The sequence below is a fragment of the Paucibacter sp. TC2R-5 genome, assembly GCF_025717605.1.
Lineage (GTDB): Bacteria > Pseudomonadota > Gammaproteobacteria > Burkholderiales > Burkholderiaceae_C > Paucibacter_A > Paucibacter_A albus.
The window spans coordinates 113124-138212 of record NZ_JAJIRQ010000003.1 but is presented as its reverse complement, the minus strand read 5'-3'; the positions used below and the strand labels follow the sequence as shown (position 1 = coordinate 138212).

At 62.2% G+C, this 25089-nt stretch carries 22 protein-coding genes; 13 read left to right on the top strand and 9 right to left on the bottom strand.

The genetic code is table 11. The annotated features are described in order from the left end of the window. Positions 1–64: 64 nt before the first annotated feature. The gene (nosZ, locus tag LNV08_RS07585) at positions 65–1996 is read right to left on the bottom strand and encodes a TAT-dependent nitrous-oxide reductase (RefSeq protein WP_263533095.1); all 1932 of its coding nucleotides are present in this window, start codon (positions 1994–1996) and stop codon (positions 65–67) included. A 436-nt stretch (positions 1997–2432) separates the two neighbouring features. On the opposite strand from nosZ, the gene LNV08_RS07580 reads away from it, so the two are divergent. Together LNV08_RS07580 and LNV08_RS07575 are read left to right on the top strand one after the other, a co-directional pair. Further along, positions 2433–2834 carry a c-type cytochrome gene (locus LNV08_RS07580; protein ID WP_263533094.1) on the top strand — a complete coding sequence of 134 codons (402 nt, stop codon included), beginning with the start codon at positions 2433–2435 and terminating at the stop codon, positions 2832–2834. Positions 2835–2842: 8 nt separating this feature from the next. Next, entirely contained in the window at positions 2843–3883 is a 1041-nt protein-coding gene (locus tag LNV08_RS07575) for an FAD:protein FMN transferase (protein ID WP_263533093.1), read from the top strand. 42 nt (positions 3884–3925) lie between these two features. Here the strand turns inward: LNV08_RS07575 and LNV08_RS07570 are convergent, their stop codons facing one another. The 3 genes from LNV08_RS07570 to LNV08_RS07560 form a co-directional block, all read right to left on the bottom strand. Beyond that, complete coding sequence (locus LNV08_RS07570) at positions 3926–4861, bottom strand: cation diffusion facilitator family transporter (protein WP_263533092.1); 936 nt, start codon at positions 4859–4861, stop codon at positions 3926–3928. A gap of 164 nt (positions 4862–5025) precedes the next feature. Then, on the bottom strand, positions 5026–5781 hold the full coding sequence (locus tag LNV08_RS07565) for a LuxR C-terminal-related transcriptional regulator (RefSeq protein ID WP_263533091.1): 756 nt from the start codon (positions 5779–5781) through the stop codon (positions 5026–5028). A gap of 232 nt (positions 5782–6013) precedes the next feature. Next, complete coding sequence (locus LNV08_RS07560; RefSeq protein WP_263533090.1) at positions 6014–8752, bottom strand: TonB-dependent receptor; 2739 nt, start codon at positions 8750–8752, stop codon at positions 6014–6016. 318 nt (positions 8753–9070) lie between these two features. On the opposite strand from LNV08_RS07560, the gene LNV08_RS07555 reads away from it, so the two are divergent. The 6 genes from LNV08_RS07555 (at position 9071) to LNV08_RS07530 (ending at position 15839) form a co-directional block, all read left to right on the top strand. Next, on the top strand, positions 9071–10360 hold the full coding sequence (locus LNV08_RS07555; protein WP_263533089.1) for a cyanophycinase: 1290 nt from the start codon (positions 9071–9073) through the stop codon (positions 10358–10360). A 77-nt stretch (positions 10361–10437) separates the two neighbouring features. Continuing rightward, positions 10438–11565, top strand: a complete 1128-nt coding sequence (locus LNV08_RS07550; RefSeq protein WP_263533088.1) for a succinylglutamate desuccinylase/aspartoacylase family protein — start codon at positions 10438–10440, stop codon at positions 11563–11565. 21 nt (positions 11566–11586) lie between these two features. Then, entirely contained in the window at positions 11587–12978 is a 1392-nt protein-coding gene (locus LNV08_RS07545) for a YfcC family protein (RefSeq protein WP_263533087.1), read from the top strand. 40 nt (positions 12979–13018) lie between these two features. Beyond that, the gene (locus LNV08_RS07540) at positions 13019–14017 is read left to right on the top strand and encodes a GlxA family transcriptional regulator (protein ID WP_263533086.1); all 999 of its coding nucleotides are present in this window, start codon (positions 13019–13021) and stop codon (positions 14015–14017) included. Further along, positions 14014–15072, top strand: a complete 1059-nt coding sequence (locus LNV08_RS07535; protein WP_263533085.1) for an arginine N-succinyltransferase — start codon at positions 14014–14016, stop codon at positions 15070–15072. Before LNV08_RS07540 ends, LNV08_RS07535 begins: the two co-directional genes overlap by 4 nt. Next, positions 15069–15839: an arginine N-succinyltransferase gene (locus tag LNV08_RS07530; RefSeq protein ID WP_263533084.1), complete on the top strand. Its 771-nt coding sequence runs from the start codon at positions 15069–15071 to the stop codon at positions 15837–15839. The genes LNV08_RS07535 and LNV08_RS07530 overlap by 4 nt, the downstream gene beginning before the upstream one ends. A 45-nt stretch (positions 15840–15884) precedes the next feature. Here the strand turns inward: LNV08_RS07530 and LNV08_RS07525 are convergent, their stop codons facing one another. From LNV08_RS07525 to LNV08_RS07515, 3 genes are all read right to left on the bottom strand, one after another. Beyond that, positions 15885–16262 (bottom strand): LiaI-LiaF-like domain-containing protein, encoded by a 378-nt coding sequence (locus LNV08_RS07525; protein WP_263533083.1) that lies wholly within the window; start codon positions 16260–16262, stop codon positions 15885–15887. Between the two features lie 13 nt (positions 16263–16275). Continuing rightward, entirely contained in the window at positions 16276–17439 is a 1164-nt protein-coding gene (locus tag LNV08_RS07520) for a sensor domain-containing diguanylate cyclase (protein ID WP_263533082.1), read from the bottom strand. 99 nt (positions 17440–17538) lie between these two features. After that, positions 17539–18414, bottom strand: a complete 876-nt coding sequence (locus LNV08_RS07515) for a plasmid replication/partition related protein (RefSeq protein ID WP_263533081.1) — start codon at positions 18412–18414, stop codon at positions 17539–17541. Between the two features lie 254 nt (positions 18415–18668). On the opposite strand from LNV08_RS07515, the gene LNV08_RS07510 reads away from it, so the two are divergent. Together LNV08_RS07510 and LNV08_RS07505 are read left to right on the top strand one after the other, a co-directional pair. Further along, complete coding sequence (locus LNV08_RS07510; RefSeq protein WP_263533080.1) at positions 18669–19313, top strand: hypothetical protein; 645 nt, start codon at positions 18669–18671, stop codon at positions 19311–19313. 195 nt (positions 19314–19508) lie between these two features. Continuing rightward, positions 19509–19937, top strand: a complete 429-nt coding sequence (locus LNV08_RS07505) for a hypothetical protein (RefSeq protein ID WP_263533079.1) — start codon at positions 19509–19511, stop codon at positions 19935–19937. 181 nt (positions 19938–20118) lie between these two features. Here the strand turns inward: LNV08_RS07505 and argF are convergent, their stop codons facing one another. After that, positions 20119–21081 (bottom strand): ornithine carbamoyltransferase, encoded by a 963-nt coding sequence (gene argF / locus LNV08_RS07500; RefSeq protein WP_263533078.1) that lies wholly within the window; start codon positions 21079–21081, stop codon positions 20119–20121. Further along, the gene (locus LNV08_RS07495) at positions 21078–22301 is read right to left on the bottom strand and encodes an aspartate aminotransferase family protein (RefSeq protein ID WP_263533077.1); all 1224 of its coding nucleotides are present in this window, start codon (positions 22299–22301) and stop codon (positions 21078–21080) included. The genes argF and LNV08_RS07495 overlap by 4 nt, the downstream gene beginning before the upstream one ends. A 252-nt stretch (positions 22302–22553) precedes the next feature. Between LNV08_RS07495 and LNV08_RS07490 the strand changes: the two genes are divergently transcribed. The 3 genes from LNV08_RS07490 (at position 22554) to LNV08_RS07480 (ending at position 25050) form a co-directional block, all read left to right on the top strand. Further along, on the top strand, positions 22554–22907 hold the full coding sequence (locus LNV08_RS07490) for a DUF3579 domain-containing protein (protein WP_263533076.1): 354 nt from the start codon (positions 22554–22556) through the stop codon (positions 22905–22907). Between the two features lie 287 nt (positions 22908–23194). Continuing rightward, positions 23195–24256 (top strand): M14 family zinc carboxypeptidase, encoded by a 1062-nt coding sequence (locus LNV08_RS07485; RefSeq protein ID WP_263533075.1) that lies wholly within the window; start codon positions 23195–23197, stop codon positions 24254–24256. Continuing rightward, a complete protein-coding gene (locus tag LNV08_RS07480) occupies positions 24253–25050 on the top strand; it encodes an alpha/beta fold hydrolase (protein ID WP_263533074.1) in 798 nt (265 codons plus the stop codon). Before LNV08_RS07485 ends, LNV08_RS07480 begins: the two co-directional genes overlap by 4 nt. The last annotated feature ends 39 nt before the right edge of the window (positions 25051–25089 follow it).

The window sequence follows — 25089 nt, the reverse complement described above, 5'->3', positions numbered from 1 at the left end:
TTTCTGACGTGCAGGGGAGGCAGCGGCGGGGCTCGAGTCCGTGCGCTGCCTGTGTCTCAGCGGCTTAGGCCTCGACGATCATCCGCGTACGCATTTCCAAATGCAAAGCGTGGCAGAAGTGAGTGCAATAGCACCAGTACACACCGGGCTTGTCGGCCACAAAGGTGACCGAGGCGGTCTCTTGCGGATTGACGATGAAGTTGATGTTGTGCTTGGGGATCGCGAAACCATGGGTCAGGTCTTCGATCTTGTCCAAGTTGGTCAGCGTCAACGTCACGATGTCGCCCTTTTTGAGCTTGAACTCGCGCAGGCTGAAGGCCGGGGCCTGGCTGGTCATGCGGACCTCGACCTTGTTGCCCTTGCGGAACACGCCCGAATCCTTTGGACCCTTGACCGCGTTGGGGAAGTCGTCGAGGTTGTAGACCTGTTTCGGGCTCAGCAGTTCGCGCTTGAAGATGATGAAGTCATGCGGCTCGCCGCGCACCGGGTGGTCGGCCAGCAAGACCATCTTGTCGCCCGAGATGTCGATGAACTGCTCGTTCTCCGGGTGCAGCGGGCCGACCGGCAGGAATCTATCCTTGGAGAACTTGCAACCCACGGCCAGGTATTTGCCGTCCGCAGCGCGTGTTTCCGACTGCGAAGCGTTCAAGTGGCCCGGCTGGTACTGCACGTCGATGCGGTCGACCACATACTTGGCGCTCTTGTCACCGGCGTGGAATTTGATCGCGGCCTCGACATTCCACTTGACCACCTGGCTGTCCAGGAACAGCGTGGTGTAGGCATTGCCACGGCCGTCAAAGGCGGTGTGCAAGGGGCCCAGACCCAGCTCGACTTCGGCCGCGATGGCCTTGTCGGCCGATTCCAGCTTACCGTCGAAGTAATCAAGCACCTTGGCGAGTTCGATCACGGTGCCGGTGGGCGAGAGCTTGCCGGCGCAGATGAAGTACTTGGCGTCCGGGCTGGCGTTGACGCCGTGCGGGTTCTTGGGCACCGAGACATAGGCGGTCAGCGCGGTCTTCGCGTCCTTGTTGGCGTCGCGGGTACCGTCAACCACGGGTACCTTGGAATCGCCATAGGTCTTGAACTTGCCGGCTTTGACGGCTTCTTCGATGCGGGCGATGTTGAAGAACAGGCAGGCGTCGCGCTCGGCCGACATCATGTCCTCAAAATGCACACCCATCTCGGTGTTGTACTGGTTGGTCGCTGCCAGTTTGCCGTCATAGGAAGTGGCGGTCAGGTCGCAGTTGCCGTCGATCAGCACCTGCCAGCGCACGTCCATGCTCTCGGCATCGACGCAGGTGAACAAGGAGTGATAGGTCTTGCCGTCGTCGCTGCCGACGGTATTGGGCAGCGGGATCGAGAACTCGGCGCCGCAGAACACGCGCGTCGTGTAGTTGATCTTCGGATCGACCGGGTCGGCCTTGTCCGGGAAGATGCCGTGGAAGCCCTGCACATTGGGCAACTCGGTGATCTTGTCGCAGACAAAGTAGTCCAGGCGAATGCGCGCGATACGGCTGTTGATCTTGTCGTTGATCCAGGCGTAGCGGCCGTCGTAGTTGCCGTCCTTGTAAGAGGCGTGCACATGGTGGGTGTCGGCGACGCTGAACTTCAGGTTGCCGTCGGCGCGGGTGCCCATGACCTTTTTGGACTCATTGGTGTGGCCCCAGCCAACCAGCGCATCCGGCACGAAGCAAGGAATGCGGGTGATTTCGCGGCCGGACGGCAGGCCCAGCACGCGCATATCGCCGGTGTGGCCACCGCTCCAGAGGCCGTAATAGGTGTCGAGTTCGCCCGGCTTCAGATGCGAGGCGTTGCTGGCGCCGCCGGTGTGGGCGGCGGGTGCAGGCGCAGCGCCAGAGGCGGCCGGCGCCACGGCAGTGCCCGACTTGTCGGTGCAAGCCAGCGCGCCCAAGCTCATGCCGGCCAGTGCAGCGCTGTTGATAAAACGGCGGCGGCCCAGGCCGGTGCCATTTTCAGGGTTCTTCTTGTCGTTCATGGTTTTCCTCATCGGGTTTGGTTGAAAGTTTTGGGAGGCTTCGACAGCAGGTCTTTGCTGCCATCAGGCGTCGCTGCGAAGGTGGCATTGGCAGCTCCGTCAGCCGCAGCCGCGTCATTTGTCCGGCGTTTGAGTCGAGCCCGTCGAGTGGCTCCAGATGCGGCAGCGGCGCTGCCAGCACGAGCCCGCAGCTCATAGGTAGTCATGACAGCACGCAACTACGCAGGCAGCGGCGGAAATGGGAGTGGGGCATGGCGGGGGTGGCGGCAGAAATGATTCAGGTGCCGAATGGTTGACCGGTGTGAATTTGCTGTCCTTGAACTGCTTCAAGAAAAGCAAATAAGCGGTTCAGGGCCTTACAAATACCTGTGAAGCCCTGGTGTTTTGGCGTTAGCTTTTTAGAATCAACGCCAATCACCATTTCCAGGAGTTCTCTATGCGTTATCTACTTGGCACCGCTTTGGCCGCTGCGGCTCTGAGCTTGCTCGCAGCCTGCGGCAAGCAAGAGCAGGCCCCCGCGCCTGCGAGCTCAGCCCCAGCTACTGTGGCAACTGCTGCGCCTACGCCGGCTGCTGCGCCGGAGAACGCCTTGGGCAAGAGTGTTTTTGGCAAGACCTGCGCGCTGTGTCATGCCGCCGGCGTGGCCGGCGCGCCCAAGCCCGGCGATAAGGCTGACTGGGGTCCCCGCATTGCACAGGGCAATGAGCTGCTCTACAAGCACGCCATCGAAGGCTTCACCGGCGCCAAAGGCATGATGCCGGCGCGCGGCGGTGGTGCGGCCCTCACCGATGACGAGGTCAAGGCCGCCGTGGACCATATGGTGGCGCTGTCCAAGTAAAGGCAGCGATGAAAGACAGGAAGCCGACTTGTGAGTTGCCTTCGCGCCGCAGGGCTGTCAAGGCCTTGCCGGCGCTGCTGGTCTTGGGTGCGGCCCTGCAGCCCGCCCAGGCCGGGTTGCAGCAGCGGCGCGAATCGCGCTTGATGCTGGGCACTCGGGTCGACCTGGTGGCGCAGGGGCGCAGCCAGCTGTGGCTGGCCGAGGCCATGGACAGTGCATTCGCCGAGATGGCTCGTTTGAGCGCCAGCATGAGCCGCTATGAGCCGGGTAGTGCTGTCAGTGCTATCAATAAGTTAGCGGGAACGGGTGAGGCTTTGCCCATCTCTGCCGAGCTGATGGCTGTGCTGCAAACCGGCGCCGACCTTCATGCGCGCACCGACGGCATGTTTGACATGACGGTAGGGTCGCTCAAGAGTTGGCACTTTGAAGCCGGCAGTGTGGCGAGTGTGCCCTCTGCAGCGGTCTTGGCGCGTGAGCAGCGTTTTGTCGGCAGTGCAGGTCTGATTCTCGACACGCGCGCCCGCAGTGCGCGGCTGGCGCGAGCGGGGATGGCGCTGGATTTGGGCGGTGTAGCCAAACTTCCCATCCTCGCGGCCGGCATGCAAGTGCTGCGCGACCAGGGCGTGAAAAACGCGCTGATCAACGGCGGGGGTGATGTGCTCTATCTGGGTGCCAATCAAGGCCGGCCCTGGCGTGTCGGTGTGCGTGACCCAAGGCGGCCGCAGCGGGTCCTGGGTGTCTTGCCCTTGGCGGGCCAAGGTGTGCTGGCGGCCAGCGGTGACTATGAGCGTTACTTTTTTGAAAATGGGCAAAGACATCATCATGTGCTTGACCCCAAAACCGGGCGCCCCAGCCTGGGCGCTGCGGGCGTCAGCCTTTGGGCGCGCGATGTCGAGTCGCTCAACGGGCTGGGCGCTGCGTTCATGATCGGCGGGCGAGAGTTTGCACGTGACTGGGTGTCTCGCACGCCGGGGCTTCAGGTCTTGCTCGTCGGGCAGGACCAGGCGATCTGGTCAACTCCGGGCATCAAGGACGCCTTGCAGTCCTGATCGAATCCGCCTGATTTTCTGAAAACGGCGGACTGAGCCAACTCAGGCGTGGTCCAGGTCCGGCCGTCGCCAGGGGTCCACATGGGTCATCAGATTGAGTACCCGATGGCGCAGCAGCACGCGCTGGCGGGCCAGCACCGCGATCTCATGGCCGGCCTCGACAGAGATCGTGGCGTCCACCTCGATATGGGCATCGACCACGATCATGTCGCCCATCTTGCGGGTGCGCACGTCATGCACGTTTTGCACGCCAGGCGTCTGCAGCAGGGTCTGGCGTATCGCCTCGACCTCTTGCTCGTCTGCCGACCGGTCCATCAAATCATGCAGGGCATCCCAGGCAAAGCCCCAGCCCATTTTGCCGACCATGAAACCCACGATCAGCGCGGCGATCGGGTCAAGAATGGGGTAACCCGCCAAATTGCCGACGATGCCCAGGCCCACCACCAGGGACGATGCTGCATCGGAGCGCGCATGCCAGGCGTTGGCCACCAACATGCTGGATTTGACCCGTTTGGCCACGGCCAACATATAGCGAAACAGCGTCTCCTTGGCCACCAGGGCAGCACCGGCGACCCAGAGCGCAATGCCATGCACCGTGGGGACGGTTTCGGGTGATTGCAGCTTGAGTACGGCGGACCACAGCATGCCTATGCCCACCGCCAGCAGCAGCCCGCCCAGCACCAGGGACGCGGCCGTCTCAAAGCGCTGATGGCCATAGGGGTGATCCTCGTCGGCATCTTTTTTGGCGTGATGGCTGGCCAAAAGCACGACAAAGTCCGCCACCAAGTCGGACAGGGAATGGATGCCGTCTGCGACCAGGCCCTGCGATTTGGACAGCACCCCGACCACGACCTGGACGATGGTCAATACCGTGTTGACGCCGACGCTGACCCAGGTGCTGGTGGACGCTGCGCGAGCGCGCTCTTCCGGGCTGTGTGAGGGATCCTCGGCTTCGTCGACAAAGTCGTTTTGATTCATGGCTTCTAAAGGAGAGGGAGGCGCACGGAGCGGGAGGGCTGAAAGGGCGGTGCGCCCGCGCTGGAAATGTAGCGCGCGGCAGCCTTCAATGGGCCGCTAGTGGCGCGGTTATCAATCAAGAGTGCGGATGCTGCAACCGGGCCAGCATCAACGGAACCAACAGCTCAAACCAGGCCTTGCTTGCTCGCAAGCACTGCGGCTTCGGCGCGGCTGGAGACATTGAGCTTTTTGTAGATGGACTTGATGTGGTCGTTGACGGTGAACCACTTGATACCCATCAGGTTGGCGATTTCCTTGATGGTGAAGCCCTTGCTGAGGTAGGTTAGCACTTCGCTCTCGCGAGGCGTGAGGCGCTCCCACTCGGGAGGCGGGTCCAGCACCACGCTGCGCCCGGCACTGAATGCTGCGCTGGAAGACAAGCCCGAGGACAGTGAGCCAAAGCCTGAGTTCAAGGTCATCGGCCCAGAGTCGCCTGTAGAGTTGGGCCGGAAATGCGATAGCAAGCGTCGCGCGATCGCAGGTGAAAGCGGCGGTTGGCCGCGCACAATGCGCTGCAATTCCTCCACCAGCACCTCGAACCTATCTTCTTTGAGCAAATAGCCATCGGCCCCGCATTGCAGGGCCGGGAAGAGGTGATCGTCGTCCGAGTACAGCGTGGTGACGATTTTCAATGCGGGCGAGCCGGCCATCTCGGCCAAAAATTCCATGCCGTTGCCGTCGGGCAGTTCCAGGTCGACCAGAATCAGCTTGAAGCCGGCTTCGGGCGAGAGTTCGGCCAGCTTGGCCGTATGGCGGCGCGCACCTTCGAGATCGCCGGCTTCGGTGATCTCCATGGCATCACTGAAGCTCTCACGCACCACTCTGCATAAAAAGCTTCGAGCAACCGGGTTGTCTTCAATGATCAGTACTTTGACGGCCATAACTTGGAATATCCAGATATGGATCATCCTATCTCACATCTGCTCTTTTCTCCTCCTTGACGGGCCCAAACATGGCCTGTGTTTGTATCTTCTTGCGCACCGACCGACTGCTGAGTTAGGGATTGCCCTTGAGGTTTTTCCCAATTGACCGCCATGATGGATGGCGGTCGAGCCTGGGCATGCTGCGGCATACCCAGGCTTGGTTTCAGATCAAACTTCCCTTGCTATGCGATCAGCGGAAGGAATAGCTCAGGCTGGCGTAGAAATTGCGGCCACGCGGGTCGGTGTAGGTCGGGTCATAGGTAGCCAGGAAGTAGTAGCCTTGGTTGGAGAAGGGCGGCTGCTTGTCGAGCAGATTCTGCACACCAACACGCAGCTTCGCGGCCTTGTTGATGGCCCAGGATCCCGACATGTCCCACAGCGAGTAGGCTTGCACATCGCGCGCCGGCAGCAACTGGCTGGTGTTGGGGTTGAAGGCGGTGTTGTGGTCGGTATAGCCTGAGTAATAGGTGTTGCCCAGGGTCAGACCGAAGGCGCCGATGTCCCAATCCACCGACACGCGGTGACGCCATTTCTGGATCACTTGGTCGCTCAAGAAGCGTCCGGCATTGCTCTCGAAGGGCTCGCCGGCGCCGAACTGGCGCTCGTACTTCAGCACATAAGTGCCGTTGGCATTGGCACGGAAGCGGCCCGCCTCACCGGCGTTGAAACGGTAGCTGACGTCCAAATCAATGCCTGAGGTACGCAGCTCGCCCTGGTTTTCCTTCTTCAACAAAATGGTGTCGATGAACTCGCCGAACTCGTCGCGCTTGACATAGCCTTTTTCGTACTTTGGCAAATTGCCCAAAATCACTTGCTCGGACAGATCGCTGATCACATCGGTCTTGTTGATCATCCAGTAGTCGATGCTGGCACTCAAATCACGCACCGGCTCCAGCACCAGGCCCAGCGAGAACTGTTTGGACTTCTCCGGCTTGAGCTTGTCATTGCTGCGCCGCTCAACCCGCCATTGGTCGGTGCAATCAGCCACCGAGAAGCCTTGCGAGACGCAGCCTGGGTCGGTCAGGAAGGCGGAGCTGGAGCCAAACGAGGTCGGGCGGGTCAGCTCATTGATGCTGGGCGCGCGAAAACCGGTGCCGGCCGAGCCTCGCAGCATCAGCTGCTTGGATGGCTGCCAGCGCGCGCCGAGCTTGGGGTTGAAGGTGTTGCCCACGCCGCTGTAGTCATCAAAGCGAGCCGCGAGTTGCACCTCCAGCTCCTTGGTGAAGGGGGCGTTCAATTCGCCATAGACGGCGGCCACATTGCGGCTGTTCTTGCTGGCCGGCGGCGAGTCGCCGCGTGAGCTGCGGTCACCCTGGATATTGTTCGTGAGCAACAGGGCCGAAGGATTGAACTCGGTCTCCTCGCGGCGGAACTCTGCGCCGAAAGCCGCGCCCAAGGCGCCGCCGCCCAGCTGCATCAGCTCGCCGCTGAATTTGGCGTCCACCGTGGTCGTGGTGCCCTTTGAGCTGCGCGCGGTGTCTTGCACCTTGATGCCGGCGAGCAGGTCTTGGCCCGCTTGGGGTGACTTGCCGAAGGGGTTGATCTGGCCGGCGCGCACGCCCGCGACGAACTTGTCGTACAGGAAATAGCCATCCTTGAGTGCGTCGTCGGTCTTGTTGACGGCGCGATTCAGGGCGACGTCGTAATCCCAAGTTCCCAGTGAACCGCTAACGCCCGCGACGATGCGCTCGGCATCGCTGGTGACCTCATTGCTGCGGTTGCCGCCCTCGCTGACGCGCTGGCGCACGTCGACATTGCCTCCGAAGGGCAGCGGCTTGGGCAAGAAGGGGTTGATCGCAGCCGTGGGCACGCCCGTGATCTCGATCGGATTCGGGCTGGCCACGTACAGCGTCTTGGTCTTGCTTTTGAGGACCTCGGCAAACAGCTGCGTTTCGTTATTGAGCTGGAACACACCGCGGCCCAAGAAGGCGGCCTTGTCCGACTCGGGGTAGAGCTCGGTGTCCTGCATATAGTCAAAGCTGCAGGCCTCGGACAGATTGTCTTTGGCATAGACGGTGGCCGGTGGGTTGCAGGCCGGCGCGTACAAATTGATGGTGCGCTGTGTGAAGGGCTTGCCGTTGAAGGTGAAGCCGGCGGCGTTGAGCGCATCGAGCTGCACCTTGCGCGGGGCGGACTTGCTGGCCAGGCGGATATTGCCGGGGAAGGTGCGGCTGGACATATAGAACGGCAGCGTCGTCGCCAGCGGCCGGTCCTGCAGGAATTCCCGTTCGGTTGAGCGCAAGCTGCCAAGCTTTTGCACATCGATCACGCCGAACACATTGAACTTGTCCTTGGCCAGATCGCCAAAGCCGCCGCCCACCGAAGCGGCCGTCTTTTCAGCGCCGCCTTCTTGGGTGCGCGAGGCGTAGACATTGATGTCGGCGCCGCGGTAGTCCTTGCGGGTGATGAAGTTGATGACGCCGCCGATCGCATCGGTGCCGTAAATGGCGGAGGCGCCGTCTTTCAGAATTTCGACCCGCTCGATGGCGCCGGCCGGGATGTTGTTCAGGTCCACGCCCGAGTTGTCGCCGGGCGAAGCGAAGTTGGCCATGCGCCGACCGTTCAACAGGATCAAGGTGCTGGACACGCCGATGCCGCGCAGATTGGCGCCGTTGAAGCCGCGCTGGCCGCCGGTGCTGTCGGTGATGCTGGCGCCGTCGGTCAGACCGGCGGTGTTGCCGCTGATCGAGCGCATGATTTCGGCCGCTGTGGTGGCGCCGGTCTTGTCGATGTCGGCGCGCTTCAAGGTCTGCACTGGCAAGGCGGTTTCGCCCTCGATGCGCTTGATGCTGGTGCCGGTGACGTCAACACGTTCGAGCTTGGCTTCCTGTGCTTGGGCCTGCAGGCTGACGCCGCTGGCGATCAGCAGCGTGGCCGCTTGGGCCAAGCGCTTGAGCTTGAAGGGATGCGGCATGCGGGAGTGGGTCATGATGAATGTGGCCTCGTTTGACTGAAGGGAAAGAAACAGGGGACGCAAGAGAATCTGAGACCGCAGCGCTGTGGGGGAAAAGGGACTGCGCTTGTGGCCTTGGATGCACTCTAGGAGCGCGCCACATGACTTGCCTATGGGGTTTTGGTGGCTCGGTCGCTTGTGCGCAAGTCCATGTCGCTTGGCCGCAAACCCCCGATGAACAGGCGCAACAGCGCTTGCAGCGATGCGACATGCTCTTGCGCTTTGCGGCCAAACACGGTGTTTCTGGGGCCATACCCGCTGGCGATTGCGGCCCTGCGCTGACAGACTGGCGCCATGCAATTCAAACAACTCTTTATCCAAGCGGGTGCAGCTTGTCTGCTGGCGGCGATGCAGTTTTCATCGGCACAAGCGAACCCGGTCGCAAGCCCAGTCAATTTGCCCGGTACGGCCATCATCATTGGCGGTGCGCTCAAATACGACAACGACGCGGTCTGGAAGCGCATCGTTGATGCCGCTGGTGGCCCCGGCGCGCGCTTTGCGGTGTTCGCCACCGCTGCAGCCAATCCTGAGCGCAGCGCCGCGCAGATCGTCAATGCCTTGAATGCCCAGGGCGCTCGGGCCGAGGCCATCCCCGTAGCACCGCGCCTGCAGGGCGCTGAGCTACAAGCCAATTTGAATGATCCGGCCCTGTTGGCCAAGGTGGCGGCTGCGCAAGGCGTGTTCTTTTCCGGCGGCGCGCAGGAGCTGATCGTCGATACCTTGCAGCCGGGTGGCGAGCCCACCGAGATGCTCAAGGCCATCTGGTCGGTATTCAAGCGCGGCGGCGTGGTGGCGGGTACCAGTGCGGGGGCGGCCATCATGAGCACGACGATGTTTCGCGACGCACAAGACGCGCTGCAGGTGATGAAGGGCGACTTGCGGCGTGGCAAGGAGATCGACCGGGGCTTGGGCTTCGTGGGGCCTAACTTGTTTATCGATCAGCATTTTCTCAAGCGCGGCCGCATCGGCCGCATGCTGCCGCTGATGCAGGCCGAGGGCTACAAGCTAGGCCTGGGCGTGGAAGAAAACAGCGCCGCCTTGCTGCGCGGCGATGAGCTGGAGGTGCTGGGTGCCAAAGGCGTGCTCCTGGTCGACCTCAGCCAGGCCAGCAGCACGCCGAAGCCGGCCGGCTTCAATATCCGCAATGCCCAGCTGAGCTTTCTGGACCGCGGCGATAGGCATAACTTCACCAGCGGGCTGACAACGCCCTCGGCTGCGAAGCTCGCTGGCCACGCCATTGATCCTGCAGCCGCCGGCTTCAAGCCCTTCTTCAGCAATCAGCCCTTCTTTTTGGACATCTTGGGTGACACCACCATCCTTAATGCGATGAGCCATTTGCTTGACAGCCCGCATGCGGAACTGCTCGGCGTGGCCTTCAACGGCAGCAGCAAGAGCATGGACGCTCAAGCCGACCTCGGCTTTGAGTTCCGCCTGCACAAGGGCGAGGGCAGCCGAGGTTGGTTCAGCGGCGCGATGGGCGGTGAGGACTACACGGTGCTGCGCCTGCGCCTGGATGTGCTGCCGGTGCTGATCAAACGGCCCTTCTATACGCCTATCGGCCAGACGCAGAGCGGCGCGCGCTGATTTTCTACACCCGAGCAAATCCACACCCCAGCTCGGCCTTGGCGCCGGGCTGTGCTCAAGCTTTGACTGGACATTTGATGCGAACCCATCTGCACCCCCTGACGCTTGCGAGTGCCGGCACCGCTCGGCACTTACGCAGCCTGCATTTCGGCCGCTGCGAAACCGGCCGCAAGGTCTACATCCAGGCCTCCTTGCATGCCGATGAAGTGCCGCCCATGCTGGTGGCCCAGGCCTTGCGCGAGCATCTGCTGGCGCTCGAATCGGCCGGCTTGATTGGCGGCGAAATTGTGCTGGTCCCGATGGCCAATCCGATAGGTTTATCGCAAGAGATGCAAGGCGTTTTGTGCGGCCGTTTTGATATGGCGACCGGCATCAATTTCAATCGGCAATACCGCCATCTCACGGCCGAGTTGATCCCGCTCTTGGCGCCCACGCTAGGCCCCGATCCGCTTGAAAATCAACGCTTGATCCGCTCTGCAGCCTTGGCATTGCTGGGCGGGCAGCTGGCGCAAACGCAGACCGAGCGACTCAAGCAACTGCTGCAAACGCTGGCCATGGATGCCGACATCGTGCTTGATTTGCACTGCGACACTCAGGCCGTCATGCATGTCTACACCGGCACGCCGCTGGCCGCAGCCGCAGCGCCTTTGGCGCGCCTGTTGGGCGCACAGGCTTTGCTGCTCTCGCGCGACTCGGGCGATGACCCGTTTGACGAGACCGTGGCGCGAATTTGGTGGGAGCTGGCCGAGCATTTCGGCCCTGCTCGGCCGGTGCCACTGGCCTGCTTTGCGGCCACGGTGGAGTTGCGCGGCGAGTTGCAAGTCGAGCCCGAATTGGCCGAACAAGATGCGCGTGCTTTGCTGGAGTTCTTGCGCCAGGCCGGCCATATCGAGGGTGCCGGCGACAGCGATGCGCAGGCTCAGCCCGCGCTGTGCGAGGCCACCCCGCTCGAAGGAGTGGAGCCCATCACCGCGCCGCACAACGGCATCTTGGTGTTTTGCAAGCAGCCCGGTGACATGGTCAGCGCCGGCGAGGCGGTGGCCGAAGTCATCGACCCCTTGACCGATCAACGCAGCCAGCTGCGCGCCAGCGTGTCGGGGCGCCTGTTCGCCAGGGTGTCCAGGACCTATGCCACGGCCGGCATGCGGGTCTGCAAAGTGGCCGGCACGCAGGCCTTTCGCAGCGGCAAGCTGCTGTCGCTCTGAATTTTCTGTGCATTGAAACTCATGTCTAAACTCAAATTTCCCAATACCTTTGTCCTGCTCTTCAGCCTCTTGGCCTTGATTGCGCTGGCGACTTGGGTGGTGCCCGGCGGCAAGTACGACACGCAAGTGATCGACGGCAAGACCGTCATCTTGGCCGACTCTTTCCACACCGTGGCCAGCAATCCGCAAGGCCCTGTTGCGCTGATGATGGCGCCCATCAAAGGCTTTGTCGAAGCGGCGTTGATCATCGGCTTTGTGCTGATCGTCGGCGGTGCGTTCTCGGTGCTGCAGCGCACCGAGGCCATCGACTCGATGATCAAGTCGGTCGCCAAAGCGCACACCCATTCCGCCTGGGTGCGGGTGGCGATCATTCCGGTCTTCGTGACGATGTTTTCGCTTGGCGGCGCCACTTTTGGAATGGCCGAAGAGGCGATTCCGTTTGTCTTGATCTTCATCCCCTTGGCGCTGGCGCTCAAATACGACAGCATCGTCGGTGTGGCGATTCCTTTTGTCGGCTCGCAGATCGGGTTTGCCACCGCCTTTTTGAACCCCTTCAATGTCGGCGTCGCGCAAAGCATTGCCGGTGTGCCGATGTTCTCGGGCCTGGGCTACCGGCTGATTTGCTGGGCGATCGCCACCACGCTGACGATTGCATTCCTGATGTGGTACGCGGCGGGCATCAAGCGCACACCTGAGCTGAGTCCTTGCTTCGAGCTGGACGAGGACAAGCGCAAGCATCTGAAGACCACTGACTTCGAGAACTTCGCCGGCATGACGGCGCGCCACAAATTGGTGCTGAGCCTGTTTGTAGCCACTTTGACCGTGATGATTTTTGGCGTGGTCAAGTTCGGCTGGTACATCGAAGAAATCGCAGCCTTGTTTCTGGTCATGGCCATCATGGTGGGCTTGGTCGGCCGCTTGAATGCCGATGAGTTTGTGGCCAGCTTCATGGCCGGTGCCAAGGACTTGGTCAGCACCGCCTTGGTGATCGCGCTGGCCAAGGCGACCGTGGTGCTGATGCGCGACGGCCACATCATCGACACCATGCTGCATGCCTTGGTGCCGCTGGTCGAGTCGAGCAGCCCGATCTTCTCGGCTCAAAAGATGTTCTTGATCCAGTCGGTGATCAATTTCTTCATTCACTCCGGCACCGGCCAGGCCGCGCTGACCATGCCCATCATGGCGCCGCTGGCCGATCTGGTCGGCGTGAGCCGGCAGACCGCCATCCTGGCTTTCCAGTTTGGTGAGCTGACCACGCCGGTGATCCCGACCTCGGGCATCACGGTCGGTGTGCTGGCCTTGGCCGGCATCCCGTGGACGAAGTGGGCGCGCTGGATGATCCCGCTGCAACTGATGTATCTGCTGATGGCCTTGGTCTTGCTGGCGATACCGTCAATGATCAATTGGCAATGAGCGTCTGAATTACAGTGCAGCGGTGAACAGCCCCACGCCGATGACTACAGACCCGCTGCCCGGCGCGCCCGAGCCGCGCCGCTGTCTGCTGCTGCTCATGCCGGGCGGCTCGCTATTGGCCTTGGCCGGCGTGTTGGAGGCGCTGCAGGCGGTCAATCACTTGCAGGGCGATGCGCGTTATGTGGCCGAACTGGGATCTCCGGGCGGCGGCGTCGTCAGCTGCGGCGATTTGCCTTTGCAGACGCAGGGCTTGGCGCAGGCAGCCCACCCCTACGCCATCTTTGTGCTCAGCGGCGAAGGGGCAGAGGCCAGCCCCGCCTTGCTGCAATGGCTGCGTGAGCAAGCGGCTGTTGGTGTGGCGCTGGCCGGCGTGGACGGCGGCAGCGCGGTCTTGGCCGAGGCCGGCCTGCTGGGTGCCGAGCGCGCCACCGTCAACACCCATCTGGCCGAGGCGCTGCAAGACGAGTTCCCGGATGTGGTGTGGAGCGGCAACGTCTGGGAGATCAATGCCGACGCCTCGCGTCTGAGTTGCGCAGGGGGAAGCGCCAGCCTTGATTTGATGATCGCCTGGCTGGGGCGCAGCCATGGCGAACGCTTGGCGCAAGATCTGACCCTCAAGCTGGGCCTGGAGCGCGCGCGCGGGCGTGACGAGCGTCAGCGCCGCCCGGTGGCCGAGCAGCGCGGCGGCAGCCCCAAGCTGGCCGAGGCACTCAGTCTGATGGAGGCCAACCTGGCCGAGCCGCTGCCGACCGAGGACGTGGCGCGCCTGGTCGGTGTGTCGCGCCGCCAGCTGGAGCGGCTGTTCAAACAGCATCTGGACGCTTTGCCTTCGCGTTACTACCTGGAACTGCGGCTGAACCGGGCGCGCCGTTTGCTGCAACAAAGCGGCCAGTCGATTTTGCAGATTGGTCTGTCCTGCGGCTTCTCGTCCGGCCCGCATTTTTCCAATGCCTACAAGGCACACTTCGACAAGACACCGCGCGATGAGCGCAGCCAGCGCGCCATCGCCTGGCGCCGGCCCGCTGGAGACCCCTCATGAACCCCCGTGATTTGCTGCTGCGCCCGGTGGCGCTGGCTGACCTGCCCGCACTTGAGCGCATTGCCGCCGCCAGCGAGCATGGCATCAGCTCGCTGCCTAACGATCAAACCAAGCTGCGTGCCCGCATCGAGCGCTCAGCTGAGGCCTTTGCCAGCCTCGACGACGCAAGCGGCGAGGAAACCTACCTCTTCGTGTTGGAAGATCGCTCTCGCGGCGAGGTGGTTGGCAGCAGCGGCATTGCGGCCAGCGCCGGCTTCCATGATCGCTTTTACAGCTATCGCAATGAGTTCGTGGTGCACGCCAGCCCCGCTTTGGGCGTCAGCAACCGCCTGCACACCTTGCACCTCTGCCATGACTTGAGCGGCTACACGCTGCTGACTTCCTTCTATATCGACCCGGCCTATGCTCATGGGCCGGCGCCGCAACTGCTGTCGCGCGCCCGGCTGCTGTTCATCTTGCAGTTTGCCGAGCGCTTCAATGAACGCATCGCCGCCGAGAACCCCGGCCTGGCCGACCAAGCCGGCCAAAGCCCGTTTTGGGACGCTGTGGGGCGGCGCTTTTTTGACATGGACTATCCGCAGGCCGAAGCCGTCACGGGCGGTCGAAACAAGGCCTTTATCGCTGATTTGATGCCGCATTCGCCGATCTATGTGCCTTTGCTGCCCGAGGCCGCGCAATGGGCGATTGGTCAGTTGCATCCGGTCGGTGAGCTGCCGTTTTCCATCCTGCAAGAAGAGGGTTTTGATGCCGACACCTATATCGACATCTTTGACGGCGGGCCGACGGTGGAGGCCAATCTGGCCCTGCTGCGCAGCGTGCGTCATGCCCGCGCGCTGGAAGTGCAGGCCGAAGCGGCCGGTTTCGGCCTGCCCGCCTGGCATCTGGCGGTGAATGCAGAGCGGGCTGGTTTTCGCGCGGTTTTGGCCGAGCTGCCTACGACGGCGCAGGCCCTGGCACCGGATCATGAGGCGGTGCTTCGCCTGGGCGTGCTGCCCGGCGAGCTCCTGTGGGTGTCGGCGCTGTGGCCTGATGCGAGCGAAAGGAGTCGGCCATGAGTCAAGTCGGGGCAGCACAAGGCTGGCAAGTGCGTGGCTGGCAAGTGGACGATGCCCAACTGCTGGGTGCATGGCGCAACCAGACCGGGGTGGCGCTGAGTCTGACCGAGGCCGAAGGGCAATGGCTGATCCTGGCGGACGCCGCCTCGTCGGTGCCGCTGGCCTGCCTTCGCTTGGTCGGGCATCTGGGTCTGGCACTGCCGCGCTTCAGTTATCACGTCGGTCGCGTCGTGCATGCGGCTGCCGAGTTAGGGCTGTTCCGTACTCAGACCACCTTGCTGCTGGGCAATGACCACAGCGGCGAGAGTGAACTGGCCGATCTGGCTTGCTCGCCCGATTTGCCGCCCCAGATGCAGGTCGCGGCCTTGACGCAGCTGATTGAAGCCGCCCTGCAGCGCATTCGGGCGCAGCCGGCTGGGTTTTCTGAGCGCCTGATGGTCGAGCTGGCCGGGCCGCTGGACGAGGCGGGCAGGGCACCGTTCTGGCAGGGCCTTGGTGCGCATTTTTACGCCGCCGACCCGCAGGCAGCTCAGGCCAAGTTTGGGGACGCTTGGCGCAGCCATCTGGCGGCTTTGCTGCCTCGCCAGACCTTGTATCTCTCATTCTTGAGCGCGGACGCGCAGGCGGCGATGGGACAGCTCGGCGCGCCGGCCCAGGCTGCGGCCGAGGCCTTGAAGGCCTGTGGGTTTGGATACGCCCAACATGTGCGCATTGATGATGGCGGCCCGGTGTGGGAGCGGCGGCTTGGCGAGATCAATCGGCTCTAGGGGCCGGGGCGCTGCGTATCGACCTCAGCGGGGCGCGGCGGCGCGTCAACGATCTTTGTCTGCGCCAGCCTGGCTGGGATGGAACACGCCGGTGATGACCTTGCTCAGCCCCACAGCGATCAGTAACAGGGGCCAGCTGTTGTAGAAATTCAGCCCCCAAACATGTTCAAGCGAGGCATACAACCAAGCCGAGACAAAGACCAGCAAACCACCTCGGCAGAGTTGCTCGGTGTTGCGCGCGCCCAGCATTTGCCCGAGGCCAAGCAGCCCGATGATGGCGGGCCAAAAGGTCTGCAGCTTGCGCAGATCCAACCAACCCCGGTTGTCGGCGAAAAACAGGCCGCCCAGCACGATCAGAATCAGGCCAGCCCAAACCGATTGAATTTGGCCCTTGCCGGGCTTCTGGCGGGGGTCGTTTTGCACCTCGTTTGCTCCTTCAGTGGGCATTTTTTTGCGGGCCGAGTGTTTCGACAAGTTTGTCGCTCGCGGCGCTGCACGTCACCCGATTGCGTCCGGTGGCCTTGGCGCGGTAAAGCGCCCGGTCGGCATCATTGACCAAACCTTGCGCCAAAGACGGCGAGTCGCCGCTGAGGTGGCTGAGACCCAGCATGGCCAAGCCAATCGAGACGCTGATGGGCACGACTTCACCGCCGGGCAGGGTCAGTGGCTCTGCCGAAATACTCAAGCGTATGCGTTCGGCGATGTCGCGCGCATGTTGGGCGGGCGCTTGCGGCAGCAAGACCACAAACTCTTCGCCGCCAAAGCGGGCCACGGTGTCGCCGGCGCGCAGCTGCGCTTGGATGATGTGGGCGATCTTTTGCAGTACCGCGTCGCCGGCCGCATGGCCAAAGCTGTCGTTGACGGTTTTGAAATGATCAAGGTCTAGAAACAAACAGGCGAGGTCATGCTGGTAGCGGCGCGCCTGGCTGACCTCGATCTGGCTGCGGTGCTCGAAGTAGCGGCGGTTGTGCACGCCGGTCAACATATCGCTGAGCCCGGCCCGTTTCAGGCGTTCATGGTTGAGAGCGTTGTCCAGACAGACCGATACGATCGCGGCCAAGCGCTGCAGCAATTGCGTGCCGGCCGCGCGTTCGTAGCGGCTGGGGTCGGTGCTGCCGAAATGCAGGCTGCCGATCAGCTCGCCATGCCGGCTCAAGGGCAGCAGCGCCACCGAGGCCAGGGCGGGTGAGGGCGTGCCGAACAAGGGCCGGTGCAGACCTTCATTGAAGGGCCCAAGGCTTGGGTGGGTCAGGTCCTGGAACAAGGACTCGATCGGCTTCAGGCTGTGCAGCAGGGTCAGGCCGTCGAGCTGCGCCCGCTCGGCCTGGTCATCGCGCGGGCGCTCGGCGTCCAGCAAGCCACTGGTTTCTTGATCCCGGTCGAGCAGGGCCAAGGTCACGCAGTCGATGCCAAAGCTCTGGCGGTACTCGTTCAAGAGCAGGCGCAGCAGGTCGGCCATCGAGCGCGCACCAATCAGCCGGTGCTCTAACTGTTCAAACCGCCGCATCTTGTCTTCATTGCTGCGCGCCTCACGCAACAAAGATTCCAACTGCTGGCGCAGGGCTTGATTTTCGGCTTGGAGTTCGCTGCTGCTGTCCATTGCGGGTTGGGGTCCTGTCTAGGTGACGCCTATTCTGAGCGCATTTCACGCCTGCGCAGGACCTGACTGTAGCGGGTCGGCATAACTTTAACTTTGACCTTAGCTTTGCTGCGCTTGTGCCAGCTGATCTTGCAGACTGCGCACCTGATCTTTGAGCGCCTTGTTTTCGGCCGTCAATTCCAGCACCGTGCTTTGCAGCAGTTGCAGCTGTGCCTCGCGGTTGCGCTGATCAGAGTCGCCTTCTTGGTCAGCACTTTCTGCGCCGCCCTCGGCAGGCGCCTGCGCTTTGGAAGCGCGACTCCCGGTTTTGCTCTCGCGCACGCGTTTGGCGGCCTGCTGCAACTCCTTTTTGCCTCCGGCCACGGCCGCGACCTGCTCGTCATGCCCCAGGCTCGAGACGGCTGCAGCGGCGTTGATCGAGATCGTGCCGGCCTTGACCGCCTGCACCAACTCGGGCGCGGCGCTCTTTTGAATCTTTTCGATCTGCACCACGGTATTGCTGCTGATGCGGGCGGCCTTGGCCACACCTTCGCGGCTGGTCAGCGGCTGATCGGCGCTGGCTGCGGCTTGTGCGTCGGCGCTGATTTCGGCAGCAAATTCGCTGCCAATGCCCGCACCAGCCTCGGCCAGCGCGGTGACGGCAGCCTGTGCACGCTCCGCTGTGATCTCTTTCTTGCGCAGCGCCAACACGCCGCGCTGAAAGTCAGACAGGCTGCGCCGGCCCAGGTGCTGGTCGATCATCCACAGGTGCACGTCCTCCATGGACTTGAAGCGGGTGTTCTGCACGGTATTGAAGGGCAGGCCATGCTGCTGACAAATGCCGTAACGGTTGTGGCCGTCCACCAAGATGTCGCCCCACAGCACCAGGGCGTCTCGGCAACCTTCGCTCAGAATGCTGCGCTCCAGCGCCTGGTGTTCTTCGGGCGTCAAAGGGTCGATATAGATGCGCAGTTCTTCGAGGACGGTGATGTTCATGGGGCGGTTTGAATCGTGATCAGGGCGGGCGCGCATTCTAGAGGCTGGGGCGGATTCGGGTGGTCTTACCCTGTGCGGCGCCCTCGAGCAATTTGGGAGCTGGCTCTAGGAATATCGTGCGTTTTGGCCAGATTTGGGTATCGCTCTCTAGGGCTTTGCCGGGAAACTGCGGTCATCGCCAGGGCAAGCTGAACCAGAAGATTCAAGCAAAGCTAGATGGCGAGCCCATTGAACCCTTTGAGAAAGCGCACAGCATGAACAACAAGCAAACCCTGAGCACCACCGCCCTGGCCGCCATCGACAACTACGCTCGCGCCGCCAGCCTGACCGTCAAGGCCTACCGTGCCGGCAGCAGCCGCTTGCTCGACGGTGTCAATCATGGCTTGCAGACTCAGGTCTACAGCCGCAGCGTCAAGCTGGCACCCAATTTGACCGGTGCGCTGAAGCAGTTGCGCAACAGCCTGAGCGAGATCATCGAAGGCAGCGTTGGCAAGTTGAGCAGCGGTGGCGAGCGCGCGATCAAGGCCGGCAGCGCCAAAGCCCGTGTCGGCGTGTCGCGCATGGCCGGCTTCAGCGCCAAGGTCAAGAACCCTTTGTTGGCACGCAGCCTCAACACCGCGGCCAGCCTGAGCATGCCGGGCGCGCGCGCGGCACTGGCGGTGTCGGCCGGCTTGGTCGAGGGCGCAGGTCGCTTGTCGCGCTTGGCCGGCGGATCGGTCACAGTCAAGAAGACCACTCGTAAAACAGCGGTTCGCGTCAAGCGCAGTTTGGCCAGCCAGGTCGAGGTTCAAGTTGCTGCAGCGCCGAAAAAGGTTGCGGCGGTCAAACAAGAGGCCGACAAAGCCGTGACGGTGGCCAAGCGCCGCGTGCGCAAGGTTGCGGCCGCTGTGACAGCGTAAATTTGCCAGCAAAGCAGCCGGAGCAAGCAGCCGGCTGCACAAAAAGCTGCAGGTGCAAACACAGCAGACCTTGATTGTTCAATGCAATCAAGGTCTTTTTTGTGCCTGCCCGCTTTGTATCCAAAGGTAAGGCCTGTGCACGCCAGCCCCTGTGCGGACGTTGTCGATTCAGCGTTTTGCTACTTGGAGTGCGATATGAAGCGACTGGCCTGGATGTTTTTGAGCGGTTTGGGCTTGTTGACCCTAGCTCCGGCGCAAGCCGGCGACCTCGGCGTATCCGTCAGCATTGGCCAGCCGGGCTTTTATGGCCATATCGACATTGGCAGTGCGCAGCAGCCGCGATTGATCTATCGCCAGCCGGTCGTCGTTGAGCGCGTTTACCAGCGCTCGGAGCCGGTCTATATGCGCGTGCCGCCGGGGCATGAGAGAAATTGGCGCAAGCATTGCCGCCAATACGGCGCTTGCGGCCAGAACGTCTATTTTGTTCGCGACGACTGGTACCGCCAGAACTATGAACGGCAAGACCAGTGGCGCGAGCATGGGCATGAGCATGGCAGGGGTCGCGATGACGACAGGGACCGTGGACATTACCGGGGAGAGGGCCGTGGTTACGGCAGGCACTGAGCTGGGCTCACTTTGCTAGACAGCACAGTGAATGCGCCGCAGCAGAAGGGACTCCATGAGTGCCTTCTGCAAGTGCATGCGATTCTGGTCTTGGCCCCGCCACACGGCGCTTAACTTTGCGCTGCAAAGTTAGCCAAGCCCGAACAGAATGCGCCCCGTGGCCGGGGCGCGGCTTGGCTTGTCAGCCAATCCGCCCGAGCAAAAGGTACTCCATGAGTGCCTTTTGCACGTGCATTCTGTTCTCTGCCTCGTCCCAGACTACGGATTGGGGGCCGTCGATGACGTCGGCGGTCACTTCTTCGCCCCGGTGCGCTGGCAGGCAATGCATGAACAAGGCGTCCGGCTTGGCGACGCCCATCATCTCGGCGTCGACACACCAGTCGGCAAAGGCGGTGCGGCGCTTTTCGTTCTCGGCTTCATAACCCATGCTGGTCCACACATCGGTGGTGACCAAGTCGGCGTCGCGACAAGCGTCCAAGGGGTTCTTGAACACCTTGTAGCAGTCGCTGTTCTGGATGCCGGCAACCGCCGCGTCGACCTCATAACCACTCGGCGTGCTGACATGCACGGTGAAGCCCAGGATTTCGGCCGCCTGCAACCAGGTGTTGGCCATATTGTTGCCGTCTCCGACCCAGGCCACCACACGACCTTTGAGGCAATCGACATCGACGATGCCGCGCTGGTTCATGCCGCGTGCTTCGATGAAGGTGAACAGGTCGGCCAGGATCTGGCAGGGGTGGTATTCGTTGGTCAAGCCGTTGATGACGGGCACGCGCGAGTGCGCCGCAAAGCGCTCGATCTTGGTGTGCTCGAAGGTGCGAATCATCACCAGGTCGACCATGCGGCTGATCACGCGCGCGCTGTCTTCGATCGGCTCGGCCCGGCCCAACTGGCTGTCGCCCGTGGTCAGGTGCACGACCGAGCCGCCCATCTGGTACATGCCGGCTTCGAAGCTGACCCGCGTGCGCGTGCTGGCTTTCTCGAAGATCATCGCAAGCGAGCGGTCGGCCAGCGGCTGGTAGCGCTCGTAATTCTTGAAGCGCCGCTTGATGATGGCGGCGCGCTCGAACAGATGCGCATATTCCTCGGCGCGGAAGTCCTTGAACTGCAGGTAATGGCGAATCAAAGCGGTGCCTGGTTTCATGGCTGCGTGGCTTTCGTCGCCACAAAGGCTATGATCAAGGGGCACAGGATGGCGGCAATTTGCGCGGCTTCTTCGCTGCTCAAAATCAAGGCCGGCACCAAACGCACGACCCGGTCTGCCGTGACGCTGATCATCAAACCGGCTTCGGCCGCCTGCAAGAGCAGGGCGCCGCAAGGGCGGTCCAGCTCGATGCCCAGCATCAAGCCCTGACCTCGTACCTCGACGACGCCGTCTACGCCGTCCAAGCCGGCTTGCAGCGCCGCCTTCAACTCGGCGCCGACGCGGGCCGCGTTGGCCAGCAAATCATCCTCAATCATGATGTTGAGGGTCTCCACGCCGGCCCGCATGGCCAAGGGGTTACCTCCAAAGGTCGTGCCATGGTTGCCGGGCTGCATGACCTTGGCGGCGCGCGGGCCGCAGACCACGGCACCGACCGGCACGCCCGAACCCAGGCCCTTGGCCAGAGGCATCACATCCGGCTGGATGCCGGCCCATTGATGTGCAAACCATTTGCCGGTGCGGCCGATGCCGCATTGCACTTCGTCCAGCATCAGCAGAATGTCGTGTTCATCGCAGACGCGGCGCAGCTCTTGCAGGAACGGGATGCTGGCCGGGTTGACGCCGCCTTCGCCTTGGATGGTCTCCAGGAAGACCGCCGTGATGTTCGGGTGTTCGGCCAAGGCCTTGCGTACCGCCGCGATGTCATTCAGCGGCACGCGCACAAAACCGCCCACCAAGGGGCCGAAGCCGGCGTGGATTTTCGGGTTGGCGGTGGCTGACAAGGTGGCGATCGAGCGGCCATGGAAGGCGCCCTCAAACACCATCACTTCGGGCATGTCGTTGCCGCGGTCATGGCCGAACTTGCGGGCGATCTTCAGCGCCGCTTCATTGGCTTCCAGTCCGCTATTGCAGAAGAAGGCCGTGCTCAAGCCCGACAACTCGCAGAGCTTGGCGGCGAGCTTTTCTTGCAGCGGCACATGGTAGTAGTTGCTGGTGTGGATCAGCCGGGCAATCTGTTCTTGCAGGGCCGGTACCAAGCGCGGGTGGGCGTGGCCGAGGGTGTTGACGGCGATGCCGCCGAGGCCGTCGAGATAGCGCTTGCCCTTGGTGTCCCAGACCCAGCAGCCCTGGCCATGCGACAAAGCAATCGGCAGTCGGCCATAGGTTTGCATCACGTGTGGCTCAGACGGTGCATCGGGGCGGACTTGGGGCGCGTTCATCGGCTCTCCATAGAAATCAAAAAGGGGGTGGTGGGGTCGGGTCTTGCCTGTTGGCAGGGCCCGGCTGCGTCTTGATTCTAAGGGGCGACCCGCACTGACCCTCTCGATGGAGGGACTGGCGTGCGATTGTCCTGACTTTGACGCCTTGCTTGCCAGAGCTGGCGGCCATCCAAGGCACAATAGCGTCTGTCGTAAACCCTTGACCCCGCCTTTTTGGGCGATAAACGGGCCTGGAATTCAAACCGCCAATTCATGAGTCAAGCCCCCAAACCGCGCGAAGTTTTTATTCAAGGTGTCACCTTGGCGGGGCATACCTTCAGGCCCAGCGATTGGGCTGAACGATTGGCCGGGGCCATGTCTTGCTTTCGGCCTGGTGGCGCGCGCGGCGGCATAGGGGCCTATATCGGCTATTCACCGCTCTGCGTGCCTCGCGTCATCAATGGCATCAAGTGCGTGATCGTCAACGAAGAGCTGAAAAAGCTCGAGCCCATGGCCTGGGACTTTGTGATGAACTTTGCCCGCGACAACGAGTTGCAGGTCGCCGAAGCATGTTTGCTGCCCGAGCCCAGTGTTAAAGCCAAACCCGACCCCAAGCCGGCCGGCTGAGTCGTTCGGGCGCTTCAGCGCGTACGCGCGCGCAACAGGGCCACAAATTCCACTAGACCCAAAAGCAAGGTGCGGCCGAGCGCAGCCTTGGCTCGCATATGCGTGCGCAGAGCTTTGATTGGTTGGCGCTGTTGCATAGGCTTGCCTTGGTTTGAGTGACGAAGCGCAAGGCTAGACGGGTTTGATGACAAGACTGTGTCTGCGCTCTTGTGGCTGTGGTTTTACAAATCGACAGAGCGGCTATGCTCGCGCCGGATGCACTTTCATGCGACGCCTGTCTACGCCCCATGCCCGCGCAAAAAACAATCGCCTTGCCAGAACTGCTGGCCTTGGAAGCCCTGATCGACGCCGGTCGGCCTTATCTTGAGCGTCATCAACTTGGGATAGTGAATGCGGGCGAGGGTGGGGGTTTGCCTTTATTGGCGGTCACGCTGGGCAACCCCGACCCCGCTGTCCCGGCGGTAGGTTTTTTTGGCGGGGTTCATGGGCTAGAGCGCATTGGAGCCGAGGTCGTGATGGCGTTTTTGGCAAGCTTGGTATCAAGACTGCGCTGGGACAGCAGTTTGCACCGCAGCCTCGAGTCGGTTCGCATTGTGTTCATGCCCTTGGTCAATCCAGGCGGCTTGCAGCGGGCCACGCGAGCGAACCCCAAAGGCGTTGATTTGATGCGTAACGCGCCGGTGCAGGCTGCCGGACCCGTGCCGTGGCTGGTAGGGGGTCAGCGCATCAGTGCCAAGCTGCCATGGTTCAGGGGTGAATTGGGCGCAGCCATGGAAATTGAAAGCCAGGCGCTGTGTGATTTTGTGGAGCGAGAAATGCTCACGCATAGCCAGTCAATTGCGGTGGATTGCCATTCAGGTTTTGGCTTGGCAGACCGTATCTGGTTTCCTTTTGCGCACACCGCCAAGCCGATTCCCCATCTTCCTGAAATGCATGCCTTGTGTGAAATTCTGGATCAAACACATGTGCAGCACCGCTATGTATTTGAACCGCAGAGCCGGCAATACCTGACTCATGGCGATATCTGGGACCATCTTTATATGCAAGCTTGCGGGCGGCCAAACTGCATGCTGCTGCCCTTGACGCTGGAGATGGGCTCTTGGTTGTGGGTGAAGAAAAATCCACGCCAGTTGTTTACGCGCAGCGGCATGTTCAATCCATTGGTCGAACATCGCCAGCAGCGAGTCTTGCGTCGGCATCTGGCTTGGCTGGATTTTGTGTTGCGTGCAGCCGCCGGCATGCAGCGTTGGCTGCCGCTGCCGGAGCGGCGCGCCTGGCATGAGGAGATGGCTTTGAATCGTTGGTACCGGGGTCAGGCTGCGCAGGGTTTTCATGGAGCCCATGCGTGAGTGAGGTCGGGTCGATGAATGGGCCGGTCTGGGTTCTGTTGCGAGGGTTGGCGCGCGAGGTGGGGCATTGGGGTGGATTTCCGGCCGCTTTTGATCAAGAACTCCAGCTTCAACAGCCTGGTGCGCGTTTGCTGATGCTGGATCTGCCGGGAAACGGCGCTTTGCACCGTGAAGCCAGTCCGACGAAGGTGGCTGCCATGGTTGAAAGCTGCCGAAAGCAACTGCGGCAGCAGGGCGTCACCGGGCCGGTGCATGTGCTGGCCATGTCTTTGGGCGCGATGGTGGCCTGTGATTGGGCAGCGCGCTATCCACAAGAGCTTAAGGCGAGCGTTTTGATCAACACGAGCTTGCAGCCCTTCAGTCCTTTTTACCATCGGCTGCGGCCACGCAACTATTTGGCATTCTTGCTTTTGAGCCTGCCCGGCATCGGCCCTCGTCGGCGCGAGGCCAAGGTGTTGGCCATGACGTCCAATTTACAAAGCAAGCCCGATCAGGTTTTGGCTCAATGGCTTGATTTGCAGTGCCGGCATCCGGTAGGTCTGCGCAATAGTCTGCGCCAGCTCTGGGCTGCGAGCCGCTACCGGGCCAGCACTATGAGGCCGGCCGTGCCCATGCTCTTGCTTTGCAGCACTGCGGATGGCTTGGTCGATTGGCGTTGCTCGCAGGCCATCAGTCAGGCCTGGGGTGCGCCGCTGCGCACGCACGCTCAGGCCGGCCATGATTTGCCCCTGGATGACCCGCAATGGGTGGCGCAAGCGGTCGGTGATTGGTTGGGCGCGAGGCAATCGCCTTGATCGGCCTGAGGTGGGTTCACCACGAAAAATGCCCGCCAA